This is a genomic window from Peterkaempfera podocarpi (assembly GCF_042466665.1).
GTDB classification, from domain to species: domain Bacteria; phylum Actinomycetota; class Actinomycetes; order Streptomycetales; family Streptomycetaceae; genus Peterkaempfera; species Peterkaempfera podocarpi.
This window is the reverse complement of sequence record NZ_CP162102.1, coordinates 2644767-2661915: the sequence shown is the minus strand read 5'-3', so window position 1 is coordinate 2661915 and position 17149 is coordinate 2644767. Positions and strand designations below refer to the sequence as shown.

14 protein-coding genes and 2 pseudogenes are annotated in these 17149 nt (G+C 72.6%); 14 read left to right on the top strand and 2 right to left on the bottom strand.

Features of this window, described 5'->3' with window-relative positions; genetic code table 11:
* Positions 1–53: 53 nt before the first annotated feature.
* From sufD to AB0761_RS11600, 7 genes are all read left to right on the top strand, one after another.
* On the top strand, positions 54–1286 hold the full coding sequence (gene sufD / locus AB0761_RS11630) for a Fe-S cluster assembly protein SufD (protein WP_377268908.1): 1233 nt from the start codon (positions 54–56) through the stop codon (positions 1284–1286).
* Entirely contained in the window at positions 1283–1615 is a 333-nt protein-coding gene (locus AB0761_RS11625) for a bifunctional 3-phenylpropionate/cinnamic acid dioxygenase ferredoxin subunit (protein ID WP_377268907.1), read from the top strand. The genes sufD and AB0761_RS11625 overlap by 4 nt, the downstream gene beginning before the upstream one ends.
* Before the next feature lie 6 nt (positions 1616–1621).
* Positions 1622–2386 (top strand): Fe-S cluster assembly ATPase SufC, encoded by a 765-nt coding sequence (gene sufC / locus AB0761_RS11620; RefSeq protein WP_377268906.1) that lies wholly within the window; start codon positions 1622–1624, stop codon positions 2384–2386.
* Between the two features lie 2 nt (positions 2387–2388).
* On the top strand, positions 2389–3669 hold the full coding sequence (locus tag AB0761_RS11615; RefSeq protein ID WP_377274022.1) for a cysteine desulfurase: 1281 nt from the start codon (positions 2389–2391) through the stop codon (positions 3667–3669).
* A gap of 21 nt (positions 3670–3690) precedes the next feature.
* Positions 3691–4134 (top strand): Fe-S cluster assembly sulfur transfer protein SufU, encoded by a 444-nt coding sequence (gene sufU / locus AB0761_RS11610; protein WP_377268905.1) that lies wholly within the window; start codon positions 3691–3693, stop codon positions 4132–4134.
* A gap of 20 nt (positions 4135–4154) precedes the next feature.
* Positions 4155–4559, top strand: coding sequence for a metal-sulfur cluster assembly factor (locus AB0761_RS11605; RefSeq protein ID WP_377268904.1), 405 nt, complete (start codon positions 4155–4157; stop codon positions 4557–4559).
* A gap of 236 nt (positions 4560–4795) precedes the next feature.
* Complete coding sequence (locus AB0761_RS11600; protein WP_377268903.1) at positions 4796–5734, top strand: MerR family transcriptional regulator; 939 nt, start codon at positions 4796–4798, stop codon at positions 5732–5734.
* Positions 5735–5899: 165 nt separating this feature from the next.
* Here the strand turns inward: AB0761_RS11600 and AB0761_RS11595 are convergent, their stop codons facing one another.
* Positions 5900–6604, bottom strand: coding sequence for a 1,4-alpha-glucan branching protein (locus AB0761_RS11595; RefSeq protein WP_377268902.1), 705 nt, complete (start codon positions 6602–6604; stop codon positions 5900–5902).
* Here AB0761_RS11595 and AB0761_RS11590 point away from each other — a divergent pair.
* Positions 6590–6952 (top strand): annotated as a pseudogene (locus AB0761_RS11590) (cellulose binding domain-containing protein); the annotation flags it as partial. The gene AB0761_RS11595 and the pseudogene AB0761_RS11590 sit on opposite strands and share 15 nt — an antisense overlap.
* Before the next feature lie 149 nt (positions 6953–7101).
* Here the strand turns inward: AB0761_RS11590 and AB0761_RS11585 are convergent.
* Positions 7102–8394 carry an MFS transporter gene (locus AB0761_RS11585; RefSeq protein WP_377274020.1) on the bottom strand — a complete coding sequence of 431 codons (1293 nt, stop codon included), beginning with the start codon at positions 8392–8394 and terminating at the stop codon, positions 7102–7104.
* Positions 8395–8767: 373 nt separating this feature from the next.
* Between AB0761_RS11585 and AB0761_RS11580 the strand changes: the two are divergent.
* The 6 genes and pseudogenes from AB0761_RS11580 to AB0761_RS11555 all read left to right on the top strand — a co-directional run bounded on the left by AB0761_RS11580 (position 8768) and on the right by AB0761_RS11555 (position 17085).
* Positions 8768–10205, top strand: a pseudogene (locus tag AB0761_RS11580) (alkaline phosphatase family protein).
* A gap of 179 nt (positions 10206–10384) precedes the next feature.
* Positions 10385–12040: a hypothetical protein gene (locus tag AB0761_RS11575; protein ID WP_377268901.1), complete on the top strand. Its 1656-nt coding sequence runs from the start codon at positions 10385–10387 to the stop codon at positions 12038–12040.
* A gap of 338 nt (positions 12041–12378) precedes the next feature.
* Positions 12379–13434 (top strand): hypothetical protein, encoded by a 1056-nt coding sequence (locus AB0761_RS11570; RefSeq protein ID WP_377268900.1) that lies wholly within the window; start codon positions 12379–12381, stop codon positions 13432–13434.
* A 109-nt stretch (positions 13435–13543) separates the two neighbouring features.
* Complete coding sequence (locus tag AB0761_RS11565) at positions 13544–15004, top strand: alkaline phosphatase PhoX (RefSeq protein WP_377268899.1); 1461 nt, start codon at positions 13544–13546, stop codon at positions 15002–15004.
* Between the two features lie 132 nt (positions 15005–15136).
* Positions 15137–15787, top strand: coding sequence for an ArsR/SmtB family transcription factor (locus AB0761_RS11560; RefSeq protein ID WP_377268898.1), 651 nt, complete (start codon positions 15137–15139; stop codon positions 15785–15787).
* Positions 15784–17085, top strand: a complete 1302-nt coding sequence (locus tag AB0761_RS11555) for an MFS transporter (protein ID WP_377268897.1) — start codon at positions 15784–15786, stop codon at positions 17083–17085. Before AB0761_RS11560 ends, AB0761_RS11555 begins: the two co-directional genes overlap by 4 nt.
* Positions 17086–17149: the final 64 nt, after the last annotated feature.

The following is a 17149-nucleotide window of genomic DNA, read 5'->3' as shown; positions in this document are numbered from 1 at the left end:
CGGACCCCAGCGAAGACCCACCGGATCACCAGGAAGCGAGAGCAGCCGCAGCCATGGCTGATGTTCAGAACACGACCGGCTCGACGACCGCCGGTTCCATCGAGGTCGGCACAGCCGGCGCCGGAGCCCAGCTGGCCGGGCCCGGCACCGGCCGCACCGCGGCCGTCAGCCAGCCGGTCGACGCCCGGGTGGAGGCCGTCGCGTCCTACGACGTGGCGGACTTCCCGGTGCCCACCGGCCGCGAGGAGAACTGGCGGTTCACCCCGCTGCACCGGCTGCGCGGCCTGCACGACGGCACGGCCGAGGCCAACGGCGGCATCCGGGTGGAGGTCTCGGCACCGGCCGGGGTGACCCAGGAGACGGTGGACCGCGGCGACAGCCGGGTCGGCAAGGCCGGCAAGCCCGTCGACCGGATCGCCGCCCAGGCGTTCTCCGCCTTCGAGAAGGCCTCCGTGATCTCCGTGCCCAAGGACACCGTGCTCAGCGAGCCGATCCGGGTCTCGGTGCACGGCGAGGGCGGCACCGCCTACGGCCACCAGGTGATCGAACTCGGCGCCTTCGCCGAGGCCGTGGTCGTCATCGAGCACACCGGTGACGCCGTGCTGGGCGCCAATGTGGAGTACCTGATCGGCGACGGCGCCAAGCTCACGGTGGTCTCCGTCCAGGACTGGGACGCAACCGCGGTGCACGCCGCCCAGCACACCGCGCTGGTCGGCCGGGACGCCTCCTTCAAGTCGGTGGTGGTCACCTTCGGCGGCGACCTGGTCCGCCTCCACCCCCGGGTCGTCTACGGCGCCCCCGGCGGCGAGGCCGAGCTCTACGGCTTGTACTTCGCCGACGCCGGCCAGCACCTGGAGCACCGCCTCTTCATCGACCACGACACCCCGCACTGCCGCTCCAACGTCGCCTACAAGGGCGCGCTCCAGGGCGAGGAGTCGCATGCGGTCTGGATCGGCGATGTGCTGATCCGCGCCGAGGCCGAGGGCACCGACACCTATGAGCTGAACCGCAACCTGGTTCTCACCGACGGCGCCCGGGTCGACTCGGTCCCCAACCTGGAGATCGAGACCGGCGAGATCGTCGGTGCCGGACACGCCTCCGCCACCGGTCGCTTCGACGACGAGCAGCTCTTCTACCTGCAGGCCCGCGGCATCCCCGCGGACGAGGCCCGCAGGCTGGTGGTCCGCGGCTTCTTCGCCGAACTGGTCCAGCAGATCGGCCTGCCCGATGTGCAGGAGAAGCTGCTGGAGAAGATCGACGCGGAGTTGGAGGCCACCCTCGCATGACCTCCGCACCCCAGGGCTTCGTCCGGGTCTGCGCTCTCAGCGACCTCGACGAGGACAGTCCCAAGCGCGTCGAGATCGACGGCGTCCCGGTGGCCGTCGTGCGTACCGAGGGCGAGGTGTTCGCGATCAACGACATCTGCTCGCACGCCAATGTCTCCCTCTCCGAGGGCGAGGTCGAGGACTGCCAGATCGAGTGCTGGCTGCACGGTTCCAGCTTCGACCTGCGCACCGGCAAGCCGTCCGGGCTGCCGGCCACCAAGCCCGTTCCCGTGTACCCCGTAAAGACCGAAGGGGACGAGGTCTTCGTCTCCGTCACCCAGGAGTCCTGAAGCCCCATGGCCACGCTTGAAATCCGCGACCTGCACGTCTCCGTCGAGGCCGAGAACGGCCCCCGGGAGATCCTCCGCGGTGTCGACCTCACCGTGAAGCAGGGCGAGACCCACGCCATCATGGGCCCCAACGGCTCCGGCAAGTCCACCCTGGCGTACTCCCTCGCCGGCCACCCCAAGTACACCGTCACCGGTGGCACCGTGACGCTGGACGGCGAGGACGTCCTCGCCATGTCGGTGGACGAGCGCGCCCGCGCCGGTGTCTTCCTCGCCATGCAGTACCCGGTCGAGGTCCCCGGTGTCTCCGTCTCCAACTTCCTGCGCACCGCCGCCACCGCCATCCGCGGCGAGGCCCCCAAGCTGCGCACCTGGGTGAAGGAGGTCAAGGAGGCCATGGCCGCGCTCCAGATGGACCCCGCCTTCGCCGAGCGCAACGTCAACGAGGGCTTCTCCGGCGGTGAGAAGAAGCGCCACGAGATCCTCCAGCTGGAGCTGCTGAAGCCGCGGATCGCCATTCTGGACGAGACCGACTCCGGCCTGGACGTCGACGCTCTGCGGGTCGTCTCCGAGGGCATCAACCGGGTCCGCGAGGGCGGCGAGGTCGGCACCCTGCTGGTCACCCACTACACGCGCATCCTGCGCTACATCAAGCCCGACTACGTGCATGTCTTCGCGAACGGCCGCATCGTCGAGTCCGGCGGCGCCGAGCTCGCGGACAAGCTGGAGAACGAGGGCTACGAGGCATATGTGAAGGGGGGCGCTTCCGAGTGACAATCCATCCCGGATCGGCGCACCGTGAGCTGACCGGTCTGCTGGACACCGACGCCATCCGCAAGGACTTCCCCGTGCTGCAGCGGCTGCTGCACGACGGGCAGCCCCTGGTGTACCTGGACAACGCGGCGACCTCGCAGAAGCCGCGGCAGGTGCTCGACGCGCTGAACACGTACTACGAGCAGCACAACGCCAACGTCCACCGCGGCGTCCATGTCCTGGCCGAGGAGGCCACAGCGCTGTACGAGGGCGCCCGCGACACGGTCGCGGCGTTCATCAACGCGCCGAGCCGGGATGAGGTGATCTTCACCAAGAACGCCTCGGAGTCCCTCAACCTGGTCGCCAACATGCTGGGCTGGGCCGACGAGCCCTACCGCGTGGACAGCGACGCCGAGGTCGTCATCACGGAGATGGAGCACCACTCCAACATCGTCCCGTGGCAGCTGCTGTCGCAGCGCACCGGAGCGAAGCTGAAGTGGTTCGGCCTCACCGACGACGGCCGGCTGGACCTGTCCAACATCGAGCAGCTGATCACCGAGAAGACCAAGGTCGTCTCCTTCGTCCTGGTCTCCAACATCCTGGGCACGATCAACCCGGTGGAGGCCATCGTCCGCCGCGCCCAGGACGTCGGCGCCCTGGTGGTCATCGACGCCTCGCAGGCCGCCCCGCACATGGTGCTGGACGTGCAGGCGCTCGGCGCCGACTTCGTCGCCTTCACCGGCCACAAGATGCTCGGCCCGACCGGCATCGGTGTGCTGTGGGGCCGCCATGAGCTGCTGGAGGACCTGCCGCCCTTCCTCGGCGGCGGCGAGATGATCGAGACCGTCTCGATGTCCTCCTCCACCTATGCGCCCGCGCCGCACAAGTTCGAGGCCGGCACCCCGCCGATCGCCCAGGCGATCGGGCTCGGTGCCGCCATCGACTACCTGAACGGCCTCGGCATGGACGCGGTCGCCGCCCATGAGCACGCCATCACCGGCTATGCGGTGGAGCGGCTGCTGGAGGTGCCCGACCTGCGGATCATCGGCCCGCGTACGGCCGAGGACCGCGGCGCCGCCATCTCCTTCACCCTGGGCGACATCCACCCCCATGATGTGGGCCAGGTGCTGGACGAGCAGGGCATCGCGGTCCGGGTCGGCCACCACTGCGCCCGCCCGGTCTGCCTGCGGTACGGAATTCCTGCGACCACGCGGGCGTCGTTCTACCTGTACTCGACGCCGGCCGAGGTCGACGCCCTCATCGACGGGCTGCACCATGTGCGCAGCTTCTTCGGTGTGGGCTGACGGGTAGGAGGACCCGCAGACGTGAAGCTCGATTCCATGTACCAGGAGATCATCCTGGACCACTACCGCAACCCCCACGGCAAGGGGCTGCGGGAGGGCGACGCAGAGGTCCACCACGTCAATCCGACGTGCGGCGACGAGATCACCCTGCGGGTGAAGCTCGAAGGCCCGGTGGTCACCGATGTGTCCTACGAGTCGCAGGGCTGCTCGATCAGCCAGGCGAGCGCCTCCGTGCTGAACGACCTGGTGGTCGGCAAGAGCGTGGGCGACGCCCAGAAGGTCCAGGAGGCCTTCCTGGAGCTGATGCAGAGCAAGGGCCAGTCGGAGGGCGACGAGGAGGTGCTGGAGGACGCCGTGGCGTTCTCCGGCGTCTCCAAGTACCCCGCCCGCGTCAAGTGCGCCCTGCTGAGCTGGATGGCCTGGAAGGACGCCACCGCCCAGGCCATGGCGCAGCGCCCCGAGTGAGTCCCGAGGAGGACGCAAGCATGAGCGAGACCGAGAGCGCCGCCCCGGTGGCGGCCGCCCCGGCGGCCGGGACCGAGGAGACCACCTCGACCGGCATCGTCGGCACCACCGCCGGCACCGTCTCGGTGGAGGACCTGACCGAGGCACTGATGGACGTGGTCGACCCCGAGCTGGGTATCGACGTGGTCAATCTGGGCCTGATCTACGGCCTCCATATCGACGAGTCCGATGTGGCCACGGTGGACATGACCCTGACGTCGGCGGCCTGCCCGCTCACCGACGTCATCGAGGACCAGGCGCGCAGCGCCACCGACGGCCTCGTCCAGGACCTGCGGATCAACTGGGTCTGGATGCCGCCGTGGGGCCCCGACAAGATCACCGACGACGGCCGGGAGCAGCTCCGCGCCCTGGGCTTCAACGTCTGATCGCACCACCGGCACAGCACTGCCCCGCATCCCCCCGGGATGCGGGGCAGTGCTGTGCCGCAGGGCCCGCCGCTGTCAGGATTGCGGGGTGCGCCGCCCCGCTCCAGTGGTCGTGCGGCTGCACAAGGCTTGCGCTCCCTGCGTATGACAGGAGACCGCACAGCCCGCCGGCGGTGGGCGCCGACTGCAGCTGAAGGGCTTGCGTCTCCCGTAGGGGGAGACGCCAGGGTGAGGGCATGGACGGCGACACGCTCTACTCGATCGGCGAGCTGGCCCGGCGCACCGGGCTCACGGTCAAGACGATCCGGTTCTACTCCGACCGGGGCATCGTGACGCCGACCCACCGCAGCCCCGCCGGCTACCGCCGGTACGACACTGACGCCAAGGCACGTCTGGACCTGGTACGGACGCTGCGGCAGCTGGGACTGGACCTGCCCACGATCCGCAGGGTCATGGACCGGGAGCTGTCGCTGCCCGAGGTCGCCGCGGCGCACGCCCGGGCACTGGCCGTGGAGATCCGCGTCCTGCGCCTGCGGCAGGCGGTGCTGACGGCGGCGGCCAGGCGCGGGTCGACCCCTGAGGAGATGGATCTCATGCACAGACTGGCCAACCTCTCCGAGGACGAACGCCGCCGGCTGGTCGGCGACTTCCTCCGCAGCGTCTTCGGTGGCCTGGACGCCGACCCCGAACTGGCGGGGGTGACGCGGTCGATGACCCCCGAGCTGCCCGAGGACCCCGACCCCGGACAGCTGGAGGCATGGGTGGAGCTGGCCGAGCTGTCCCAGGACCCGGATTTCCGGGCGGGCATGCGGCGGATCGCTGAGGACCATGTGGCCGACCGGGCGGAGGGCGGCACCACGGGCCTGCGCCGCGACCCGGTCGCGGAGGTCCGCGACCGGGTCGGCCCAGCCCTGGCGGCGGGCATCCACCCGGGCTCGCCCCAGGCCGATCCGGTCGTCGCGGCGGTCATGGCCCAGTACGCGCAGGCCTTGGGCCGCCCCGACGACATCGGCCTCAGGCGCCGGCTGCTGACCCGGCTGGAGACCGTGAGCGACCCGCGCAGGGAGCGTTACCTCCAGCTGCTCGCGGTGGTCAACGGCTGGTCGGCGCCGCAGAGCCCGGCGCCGGAGTGCGACTGGTTCATCCAGGCCCTGGGCGCCCGGACCCCGGGGTAGCGGGCCGGTTGCACCCGCCGGGGGTGACTGGGACAGGCCGTTCTCCCGCAGCCAGGCCGAGCGCCGACCCTCGCCGGCCCGGGTTCGGGCGAACCCGGGCGAGGCGCTCCCGAGGCCGGGGTCCCCGGAAGGCCGGCCCGCCGGCCGGCGACCCGGGTTGTCGTCCTATGACGGCTGCGCCGGTCCGGCCGCCGGGCGGGGGGTGTCGTCGCGGACGACAGCGAACAGGCCGCGTGCCGTGGCGCCGCCGGGCAGCAGCCACTGGCCCTCGATGTGTCCCAGGCGCTGCGCCGCATCGGGGGAGGGGTCGTCCTGCCGGGGCCGCAGGACGCGGTTCAGCCGGAGGGTGAGCTGTCCGCCCGGGCCGGTGCCGAGCGGGAGGTCGGTGCTGTGCGGCCCGTCGGCCACCTCCGCGAGCCTGGCCGGCGACAGGGGCCCGGTTCCGGTGAAGTGGCGGGTCACGGTCGGGTCGGGGGCGTCGCTGGTGCTCTGGGCCTGCGGTTCGGCCTCGCCGACGACGAGGGCGAGGAGCTGGGCGACGAGCACCGGGTCGCGGCTGCCGTCGTAGACCCAGCGACGGCCGAGCACCCCGTGCTCGGTAGTGCCGATGAGGGCGTGGGCTGCGCCGTCGAGCGGGGCCCCGCGGTAGCTGAGCGGCACCTGGTAGGTGATCGGCCGGCTCCCGGACTCGTCGGTCACCGCCATGAACTCGATCCCCACCTCACCGTGCGGATCGTCCAGCCGGAAGCCTCCGGCCTTGGTGAGCAGCGGCCCGCCTTCCCCGCCGAGGTACCAGCGCCGCGTCGGCAGCCAGTCGGCGAGGAGCTCCAGCTTGCCGGGTGTGAGTGTGGTGCGGTGGATGACAGCCATGCGCGGGCCCTTCCGTTGCGCCTGTTTCCTCGTCGCGCCCGGGGCGCTCGGCGTCGGGTGAGCGGGAGGGCCGCGGCGACCCATGGCGCGAAGGGATCCTCCCACGGTGTCGAGCGGGGCGATGATGACGGGGCGCCGGCACTGCTGTCGCGAGCATGCCCGGCCGGCGGGCCCTCCTTGGTTCGGAGCGGGGCACCGCGCCCGGCCGGCCGGATCCGGCCCGGGCCCGCCGGTACGACCGCCACCGAGCACCGGAACGCAGACCTCGCCCGGAGCGGCACCACCGTCACCGCCGCGGACCTGGGCTTCAACGGCGCCCTGCGGCCCGGGGGAAGCACCACCTTCGGCGCCGCCCCCACCGCGCCCCCGCCTTCAGCTAGACCCCCGCCTGAGCGGACCGGGGCCGGGGCGCAGGCCGCCGCGGCCCGCCCGGGTTGCGCAAAAGGGCCTGTCCGGCCGTGCGCCCGGGCGGGCACACGGCCGGACAGGCCCCGCACTCACCGCCGTCGCAGCGCCGCCACCGCCAGGCCCAGGCAGGCCGCGCACGCCACCGCGGCGAAGCCGCTGAAGGCGGGCAGCAGACCGGTCCGCTGGGCGACCGCGCCCACCGCCACGATCGGCAGGGAGCTGCCCAGATAGACGATCACCCAGAAGGTGCTCAGCTGGCTGCCCCGCCGCTGCGGATCCATCGCCGCGCAGGCCGCCGTGAACAGCGAGCGGAAGGCCAGCCCCTGGCAGGCACCGCCCAGCAGGCTGCCCGCGATCAGCAGCGCCGGCGCGTGCACATACCCGGCCGCAACGACCATGCCCAGCCCCGCGGCCAGGCCCGCCATGCCCAGGACCGGCAGCAGCCGCCGGGCCGAGGGGGGCGCCGCCAGCTGGGTCGCGGCGGAGGCGCCCAGCAGCAGCGCCGCCACCACGGCCCCGGTCATCCGGGAGCCGGTGTGCAGCAGGTCGGCGCTGTATGCGGGCGCCAGGCTGAGATAGACCCCGAAGACGGCGTAGCTGACAAAGCCCGTCCCGGCCGCCAGCAGGAACTCCCTGCGCCCCTGGGCCGGCAGCGCCAGCGCCCGCGGCCGCAGTGCCGTGCGGTGCGGCCGCCGCTCCCGGGCGGTGGCCCGCTGCGGCTGGTGCCCCGGGCTGCGCGGATGCAGCAGCGCCAGCGGTACGCAGAGCGCCAGCAGCGCCACCGCATGCATCAGGAAGGGTGTGTGCACCGGATGTCCGCCCCGGGCCAGCGCAGCGCCGATCACCGGTCCTGCCGCGACACCGCCCGCCGATGAGGCCAGGGTGAGCTTGGCGGCCAGACCCGGCCGGTCGGGCAGCAGATCGGTGAGCGCCGCCCCGGCGGCGCCGGTGGCCATGCCCACCGCGACCCCCTGGACGGCACGGCCCAGCGCCAGCTGCCCGAGGCTGCCTGCGGTGGCGAAGAGCGCGTCCCCGCAGGCGGAGAGCGCGACGGCGGGCAGCAGCAGCGCGCGGCGGCCGAGGTGGTCGGACCAGTGGCCGACCGCGGCGAGCACCGGGACCAGCGCGAACACATACACGGAGAAGAGCAGCGTGGTGTCCAGCGCGGTCAGCGAGAGCCGCTGCTGGAGCAGCGGATAGATCGGCGTGGCCAGGTTGGCGCCGGTCAGCAGGGCGAGCAGGACGGCGGCCGACAGGCCGACGCGGATGCCGCGGGCGGCGTTCCAGCGGCTGAGGGCCGAGAGGCGCAGCAGCTCGCGCGGGGCGAGCTCGCGGGGCAGCAGGGTATCGGTCAGCCGGGTGCCGGCCGACCCGAGGTCCACCAAGGTCGTGGGTCTCCTGTGGTACTGGCTCCCACGGCCGGGTCGGCGGGGTGTGCCGACGCGCCCGCGCGGCGGCGCCGTGGGTGTGGGCCGTCGTACGGGCATCCGGGTGGAGCCGGGTTGCGGGTTGCGGGTGGGGCTCGGTGGCCCCGGGGTTCCGGACGCCGTGCGTACCGGACCGGGTCGAAGAATACGTGCTCAAACGGGCTGGTCAGAAAATCGGCTGGACGTACCACTCTTCCCCCGAATGGCGCAGCGGGGGTCCCCCGTGCTCCTGAATCTCTCGTGCGTCGCCGCCCGGTCGGCCGAATCCGTCGGGAGAGTCGGTGGGGTATCCCCTCGATCGCCCGCGGCACGGTGGAAAGGCGGACCCATGACCGGGATGACCCGAAGGAGACTGCTCGGTGCGGCGGCGGCCACGGCGGCCGGTGCGGCGGCCGCGCTGATGCCGCCCAGTGTGCGGCGGGCGGTGGCGGCGGGGCCGCGGCCGGGGTTCGCTGCGGGATGTGAAGCATGTGGTCCTGCTGATGCAGGAGAACCGTTCGTTCGACCACTACTTCGGCACCCTCGCCGGGGTCCGGGGCTTCGACGACCCCCATGCGCTGCAGCTGCCCGACGGCCGGGACGTCTTCCACCAGCCCGACCCCGGCAACTCCCAGGGTTATCTGCTCCCCTTCCATCTGGACACCCACCGCACCAGCGCCCAGGCCATCCCCTCGACCAGCCACGCCTGGGACGTGCAGCACGAGTCGTGGAACTACGGCCGGATGGACCGCTGGGTGCGCGCCCACCGCGCCGCGGACGGCGACGCCAACGGACCCTTCACCATGGGCTACTACACCCGTGAGGACATCCCCTTCCACTATGCCCTCGCGGAGAGCTTCACCCTCTGCGACCACTACTTCTGCTCGGTGATGGGCCCGACCTGGCCCAACCGCCTCTACTGGATGACCGGCACCATCGACCCCGGCGGCCGGCACGGCGGTCCGGTGACCACCAACGCGGCGCCCCGCCCCTACCGGTGGACCACCTATCCGGAGCGGCTCCAGGCGGCCGGGATCAGCTGGCAGGTCTACCAGGAGGAGGACAACTACGGCTGCAACATGCTGACGTCCTTCGACACCTTCCGCCGCGCCCGGCGCGGCGACCCGCTCTACGAGCGCGGCCTGACCAACTCCCCGGCCGGCTCCTTCGAGGACGACGCCCGCAACGACCGGCTGCCGACCGTCTCCTGGATCATCCCCACCAGCTACCAGTGCGAGCACCCCGACTACCTGCCGGCGGTGGGCGCCGACTACATCGCCTCCAAGATCGAGGCCATCGCCTCCAACCCCCAGGTGTGGGCCAAGACCGTCTTCATCCTCAGCTACGACGAGAACGACGGGCTCTTCGACCATGTGCTGCCGCCCGTGGCGGGCCCCGGCACCACCGGTGAGTCGGTGGCGGGGCTGCCGATCGGGGCCGGGTTCCGGGTGCCGTGCATCATCGTCTCGCCGTGGACGGTCGGCGGCTGGGTGGCGGGCGAGCCCTTCGACCACACCTCGCAGCTGCGCTTCCTGGAGCGGGTCACCGGGGTGCAGGAGAAGAACCTCACTGCCTGGCGCCGGTCCGCCTTCGGCGACCTCACCTCGGCCTTCCAGTTCACCGGCGGCCCCCAGCAGCCGCCCCGGCTGCCGGACACCGAGGCCTGGATGCTGGCCGCCGAGGCCGCGGCGGAGAGCCTGCCCAGGCCCTTCCCCCCGACCGGTGGCCAGCAGGCGCCGCGCCAGGAGCGCGGTTCGGTCAGGCGCCGCACCCCGGGCTTCGGCTGACCACCCGCCACCCCCCTGGCACCACCCCCTGGCACCACACTCCGGCACGGGCCGCCGAAGGCGCATCGGCGGCCACCGGGCCGATAGGCTGGTGCCGGAACCGGCCACCGTGCCCCAGCACCTGAGCCGGCCGCATCCCATCCGCTCCACCCGTGCCAGTCCGAGGAGAACGTGCCACCATGGCCGGACGACGCCGCAACACCCCTGACAGCCCGTCGGCCACCGGCCAGGGCACGGAGCCGGGCGGCAGGCTCCCCGCCGACCTGGCCGTCGAGGAGCTGTACGGCGCCTACCGTGCGGGCGGCCTGGACGACGCGACCGACCCCGACGACGCCCCGGTGTTCGTCCCCCCGGTGAGGCTGCTGCCCGAGGCCGAGCTCGCCGCGGTCGCGCTGCAGGTGCCGCTGCTGGACCGCGCCGTACGGCTCGCCCGCTGGATCGCCCCGTACCGTCCGGTGGACCAGTTCGGCGAACCCGGGGCGGAGCTGGAGGCGGAGGCCTCGGCGGCGCTCGGACTGGCCGATGCCGACGAGGACGCCGAGCGCGGTACGGCCGCGCTGATGCAGGCCTGGTCGCTGGCGGTGGACCTGGAGCTGATCGAGATCGGCGAGGCCGCCAAGGACGAGGGGGAGGGCCAGGTCGCCCGGCCGGGTGACGAGCTGGCCGCGGTGGAGTCGGGTGACCCCGAGGCCGTGCTGGAGGCCTGGCTGAGCGCCGCCGATGTGGTGATCGACACCGCGTCCGAGGCGGATGCGCCCTTCCCCGACCCGGGTGAGCTGGCGGTCGGCGACTCCGACGAGCTGGACGAGGAGCGCGCGGCCGCGTCGGTGGAGGAGTTCGAGGCGGCCCACGAGGAGGCGCAGGAACTCCTCGACCAGGCGCTCCAGGTGCTCTACGAGTCCACCGCCTTCGCCGAGCAGGGCGCCGAGACGGTGCCGCTGGGCGTGCTGGCCGCGCTGCTGGTGGTCCCGGACGGGCAGGAGCCCACCGAGGAGATGCTCGGCGACATCACCTCCGTGATGGTCGCTCTCGACCCCATGCTCTCCGACCTGTCGGAGATCGGACTGGTGGAGTACCACCCCATCGACCCCGACCTCTTCGAGGAGCCCGAGGAGGGCGAGACGGAGACCCCGCTGCCCGAGGCGCCGGTCGACGACGAGGAGGCGGCCAGGTTCGGCCTGGTCCGGCTCACCCCGCTCGGCCAGTACGGGGTGCGCCAGTGGCTGCTGGAGGAGGGCTACGACGCCCCGCTGGTGGGTGAGCACGCCAAGGGAGACGCCGCCGCGCTGCTGCGCGGGGTGTCGGAGGCGGTCAATGTGCTGCCCGAGGAGGAGATCCGCGAGTGGGTGCGCGGACGGGAGCCGCTGGCGGCCGCCCGCGAGCTGCTGGCCGCCGCCCGGGGCGGTGACACCCTGGGCCCGGTCCGCCGGGTGCTGTGCCAGCTGGCCCTCACCGAGCTGGGCGCCGACGCCGAGCCCGCGCTGCGCGAGGTGCTGGACGACCCCGAGCTGGGCGGCTTCTGCCGCGCCTGGCTGGTGGAGCGGGGTGCCGCGGACGTCCCCGAGCCGGGCCGCACCATGGCCCTGTGGACCACCGTGGACACCCTGGCGGCCCAGCTGATGGACCCGGACGTCGACACCGAGCTGCTCACCGAGCTGGTCGGCGGACTGCCGCTGTCGCCCGACCCGGCGGCCTTCCTGGCCGAGCTGTGGCGGGTGGAGCATGTCTGCACCCCCGAGGTGCTGGACGCCATCGGCGAGTTCCACGGCGACAAGCAGGTCGCCAAGGAGGCCCGCAAGGCCGCCTACAAGGCGCGTTCCCGCCGCCCGGAGTGACGACCGCTCCGGGGGTGCCCGCCGGGTGCCCCCGGAGTGCGTCCCACCGGGACGCCCGGGCGCCCGGGACGGCCCGCCCGCGACCGGCAGCCGCGCGGATGCCGCCGCGCACCGTGCGGACGTCGCCGCCGGACCGGGGCCGACCACGGGCGGAGCGCCGTCGGAGGGTCGGTGGGCCTCGCCGGATCCCTGTGCAAAAGGTGCACTTGCGGAGGTGTGCCACCGTATCGTGAGGGCGACGATGCGAGGGCGGACCTACCAGGCAGGGGGCGTGGCGGGTGCACTACACCGGGAGTGGAGCGGGGGCGGCCGGCCGGCGGAGGCCGATCGAGGAGGAGATGGCGGCCGCACTGGAGTCCTGGAGACGGGCCGGTCGGCTGCCGTATGCGCCGGCGGCCGGACTGCCGGGATCCCGGGTGCTGGCCGGCTGGCATTCCGTCAACGGGGAGCTGATCGCCTTCACCCTGCTCGCCGGTGAGCCCCGGGAGCAGGCCGGGCCCTTTGTCTCGGTGCGGACCGCGGTGTCCGGTGACGACCTGCGGGGCGAGGTGCTGAGCGGCCTGGACGAGGTGATCGAGGACGAGCGGGACCGCATCTTCGAGTTGACCGGGCTCGACGAGGGCGACGGGCCGCGGGAGGCCTCCACAGCCGAACTGACGCTGCTGGTGGACGGTGTGCCGGTGCCCGCCCGAGTGCGGGTGGAGCGGCCGGGCGCCGACGGAGAGGTGGAGCTGTGGGCCGCGCAGCTGACGCTGCGCCGGTCGGGCCGCCCGATGGAGCTGACGGTGACCGTCCGCGGTCTGCCGGTGGGTGAGCCGCCGCTGGTGGCGGCCGACGATCTGGGCCCCTATGTGGCCGGACGGGAGCGGCTGCTGGCGGAGGCCGCCTCCGACCGTTCCGCGGCGGCAGCGGCCGGGGAGCCGGCGCCGCCCGCTGCGGTGGGCCTGTCGGCGCATCGGCAGCTGGCGCTGGACGGTATGGAGCGGTCCCGCATCCTGGCGCAGCAGTTGAGCGAGGGTCGTACCCCGCGCACCCCGCGCCGACTGCGGATGCGCGGGAGCGGCGACCTCTGGGAGACGGCGGTGCGGCAGCAGATGCGGCTGGCCTCGGAGGACCGCTGGGAGGCGGACGAGTCGGTGACCTCGATGGTCAATCAGCTCGGCTGGCTGGCGGAGCGGGCCGACTGGGCGGTGGGGACCGAGGACGGGCGCCAGGCGGTGGAGGAGACGGTCCGTCACACCGTGTTCGGGAGTGAGGTTCCCAGCCTCCGCGCCCAGCTGGCGTGGCGCGTGGTGTGGAGCGATCCGCGCGGCCAGGAGTCCGGTCTGGCGGACTGGCTGGGGCAGTGGGAGCGCTGGCGGCGGGACCGCAGGCGCAGTGTTCGAAGAGGTTGAGGAGACCATTACCTCTCATTGACCTTTGCTTTGCCTTGAGTTCAGTGCATGGCTGGACCCTGCTGGTCAGCCGGCCGCCCGGGCCGGTGGCCTACGCCAGGAGAACTCCATGCCGCTGTCCCGCAGGGACTTCGTCAACCGCTCGGCCCTCACCGGGGCCGGGGTACTCATCGCCGGCAGCGCCGATGTGCTGGCCACCGCCCCGGGCGCGATCGCCGCCCCAGAGGGAGGCCACGCTGCCGCGGGCGCCACCACCGCACTGGGCTACGGTCCGCTGGTCGCCGACCCCGCGGGCATCCTCGCGCTGCCCGAGGGCTTCCGGTACGAGATCATCACCCACAGCGGGAAGACCGAGCTGGAGACCGGTCAGACCACCCCGTCCAACCACGACGGCACCGCGACCTTCCCCGCCCACGGCGGCGGCACCCTGCTGGTCAACAACCACGAGATCAGCGGCACCCTGGCGGCCGCGGCGGCCCCCGTGCCGCACCTGGACGGCCATGTCTACGACCCCGCCGCGGCCGGCGGCTGCACGGTGGTCGAGGTCCGCAAGCACGGCGGACGGGTCCGGGAGTGGGTGGGCATCGCCGGTACGGCCACCAACTGCGCCGGCGGCCGCACTCCCTGGGGCACCTGGTTGACCTGCGAGGAGACCGAGGTCAAGGCCGGCGAGTCCGGGATGACCAAGGACCACGGCTATGTCTTCGAGGTCGACCCCTACGACCGCGCCGCCAACCGCGACCCCGAGCCCGTCAAGGCGCTGGGGCGCTACGCCCATGAGGCCGTGGTCGTCGACGAGCAACGCGGCCATGTCTACCTCACCGAGGATGCGGCCGGCCCCAACGGCCTCCTCTACCGCTGGACCCCGCCGCACGGCTTCCACCACGGCAGCGGCCGACTGCGCACCCTGGCCGCCGACGCCGGGGTGCTGGAGGCCTTCAAGGTCTTCGACCGGCACGGCAAGTTCGTCGACGACCTCTCCCGCGCCACCTCGATCGGCACCGTCTACGGCGTCGACTGGGTGAAGGTGCCGGACCGGGACGCCAGGACCACCTCCGTCCGCAAGCAGTTCAAGGACGGCGAGGTGACCCGCTCCCGCAAGCTGGAGGGGATGTGGTGGGGCGACGGCGGCTTCTACTTTGTGGCCAGCTTCGCCCGTACCGAGTCGCCGGTGCAGCACGACGGCCAGGTCTGGTTCTACAACCCGGCGCGGCGCACCATCACCCTCAAGGTGCTGCTGGGTGTCAACGCCGACGTCTGGGCGGACCACGGCAACTTCGACGGCCCGGACAACATCACGGTCTCGCCGTACGGCGGTCTGGTCATCGCGGAGGACGGCGAGGGGGTCTCGCACCTCTTCGGCACCACCGACGACGGGCGCACCTTCCCGATCGCGCGCAACGAGCTGAACATCGGCACCGCGGAGAAGCCCGAGTACAGCGAGTTCACCGGGGTCACCTTCTCCGTCGACGGTGACACCCTGTTCGCCAACATCCAGACCCCCGGCATCATGCTGGCCATCACCGGCCGCTGGAACCGGAAGGGTGGCGGTCACCACCACCACGGCTGATCGTCGGTCAGTTGCGTTGAGGGCGGCGGGATCCGAAGGGCGGAGCCCGCCGCCCACTTCTTCGGAAGAATGCAGAGACTTCTCTGCCGAGACATCTATGCAGAGAGTTCTCTGCAATCTAGGGTGTGTGCCATGGCCGACACCCCAGCACCCGCATCCGCCCCCGGACCCGCATCCGCCCCCGGACCCGCATCCACTCCCGGACCCGCCGACAAGCCGGTCCGCCGGATCGACGCCCGCAGCCTGCGCGGACTGGCGCATCCGCTGCGTATGCAGATCCTCGAACTGCTGAACCTCGACGGACCCGCCACCGCCACCGGGCTCTCCGAGCGCCTCGGCGAGAAGACCGGGACCGTCAGCTGGCATCTTCGCCACCTTGCCGAGCACGGCTTCATCGAGGAGGAGACCGGCCGCGGCACCAAGCGTGAGCGCTGGTGGCGGGTGGTGCAGGGCACCAGGGTGCTCAACACCGGAGAGTTCAGCGACGTACCGGAGGCCCGAGGCGCGCTCTCCGTCTATCTGCACGAACTGGTGCAGCAGTACTACAACCGCGTGATCGACTACCTCAACGACGACTGGCCGGAGGAGTGGCGCGGCGCCGGCACCCTCTCCGACTGGAGCGATCTTCGGCTGACCGCAGATCAGCTCGAGGCCCTCAACGCGGAGCTGCGGGCCGTCGTCGCCCGGCACACCCCCGCGCCGGGCACCGAACCCGGGCCCGACACGCTCCCGGTCATCGTGCAGCTCCAGTCCTTCCCGCGCCGCCCGCGGGGTGACGCATGAGTACGGACCCCCGCGGCGGGCTGCTCCGCCGCCACCGGGACTTCCGCCTGCTCTGGTGCGGTGAGACCACCGGCAAGTTCGGCGGCGCCGTCACCGGTGTGGCCATGCCGCTGGTCGCCGTCTCCACCCTGCACGCGGGCACCCTCGAGGTCAGCCTGCTGAGCGCCGCCGCCTGGCTGCCCTGGCTGCTCATCGGACTCCCCGTCGGCGCCTGGGTGGACCGGATGCGCCGCCGGCCGATCATGCTCATCGCCGACGCGGTCTCCCTGCTGGTGTTCGCCGCCGTCCCGGTCGCCGCCTGGTGCGGGGCGCTGAGCATCACCGGGCTCATCGGCGCCTCCCTGCTGGCGGGCACCGCGGCGGTGTTCTTCCAGACCGCCTACAGCGCCTACCTCCCGGGCCTGCTGGCCCCCCAGGACCGGCCCGAGGGCAACGCCAAACTGCACGGCAGCGCCTCCGCCGCGCAGATCGCCGGACTCGGCGCGGGAGGCCTGCTCGCCCAGGCCGCGGGCGCGGTCAACGCCATGTACGGCAATGCGGCGACCTTTCTGGTGTCGGTGCTCTGCCTGCTGGGGATCCGTCACCGCGAACCACGGGTCCCCGCAGCGGAGCGCCCCCGGAAGGCCCTCGTCCAGGAGGTCGGGGCCGGACTGCGGCTGGTGGCGGGCGATCCGTGGATCCGCACCATGACCCTCTTCGGCGCGGTCTCCAACCTGTGGCTGACCGGCTATCAGTCGATCCAGGTGGTGTTCCTGGTGCGGGAGGTCGGACTCGCCTCCGGAGCCGTCGGCGGTCTGATCGCCGCGACCAGCGTCGGCGGTGTCGTGGGCGCCCTGGTCGCCCGCCGGGTCGCGGCCAGGGCGGGTACCGCCCGGGCGCTGCTGGCCTTCGAACTGGGCGTGCCGGTCCTCGCCCTGCTCATCCCGCTCACCACCGGTGGCGCCGGACTGGTCTGCTATGTGGTCGGCGGTCTCTCGGTCTCCGGTGGAGTGGTCGCCGGAAACGTCATCAAGTCCAGCTTCCAGCAGAGCTACTGCCCGCCCGCCCTGCTCGGCCGGGTCGCCGCCAGCAGTGCCTTCCTCAACTACGGCACGATCCCGCTCGGAGCCGTCCTCGCCGGAGTGCTGGGTACCACCCTCGGCATCCGCCCGGCGATGTGGATCACCACGGCGGGAGTCCCGCTCGCTGCCCTGATCCTGTACTTCTCGCCGATCCGGCGCTGCCGGGACCTGCCGTCCAGCCCTCCGGAGAAGGCGCGGACCACCGAACCGCAGCCCACCGCAGGGGCTTCGGCTTGATGACTCGTCAGTCGCTGCTCACCGCAGGGGAGCGCGACATCCGGGTCGTCCTCCCGCTGCCGGA

What these genes read in the sequence shown, in the direction of transcription:
- AB0761_RS11560 (WP_377268898.1), top strand. Translation starts at nt 15,137, where the DNA reads ATGGCCGACACCCCAGCACCCGCATCCGCCCCCGGACCCGCATCCGCC.
- AB0761_RS11575 (WP_377268901.1), top strand. Translation starts at nt 10,385, where the DNA reads ATGGCCGGACGACGCCGCAACACCCCTGACAGCCCGTCGGCCACCGGC.
- AB0761_RS11565 (WP_377268899.1), top strand. Translation starts at nt 13,544, where the DNA reads ATGCCGCTGTCCCGCAGGGACTTCGTCAACCGCTCGGCCCTCACCGGG.
- AB0761_RS11595 (WP_377268902.1), bottom strand. Translation starts at nt 6,604, where the DNA reads ATGGCTGTCATCCACCGCACCACACTCACACCCGGCAAGCTGGAGCTC.
- AB0761_RS11555 (WP_377268897.1), top strand. Translation starts at nt 15,784, where the DNA reads ATGAGTACGGACCCCCGCGGCGGGCTGCTCCGCCGCCACCGGGACTTC.
- sufC (WP_377268906.1), top strand. Translation starts at nt 1,622, where the DNA reads ATGGCCACGCTTGAAATCCGCGACCTGCACGTCTCCGTCGAGGCCGAG.
- AB0761_RS11605 (WP_377268904.1), top strand. Translation starts at nt 4,155, where the DNA reads ATGAGCGAGACCGAGAGCGCCGCCCCGGTGGCGGCCGCCCCGGCGGCC.
- AB0761_RS11600 (WP_377268903.1), top strand. Translation starts at nt 4,796, where the DNA reads ATGGACGGCGACACGCTCTACTCGATCGGCGAGCTGGCCCGGCGCACC.
- sufD (WP_377268908.1), top strand. Translation starts at nt 54, where the DNA reads ATGGCTGATGTTCAGAACACGACCGGCTCGACGACCGCCGGTTCCATC.
- AB0761_RS11570 (WP_377268900.1), top strand. Translation starts at nt 12,379, where the DNA reads ATGGCGGCCGCACTGGAGTCCTGGAGACGGGCCGGTCGGCTGCCGTAT.
- AB0761_RS11625 (WP_377268907.1), top strand. Translation starts at nt 1,283, where the DNA reads ATGACCTCCGCACCCCAGGGCTTCGTCCGGGTCTGCGCTCTCAGCGAC.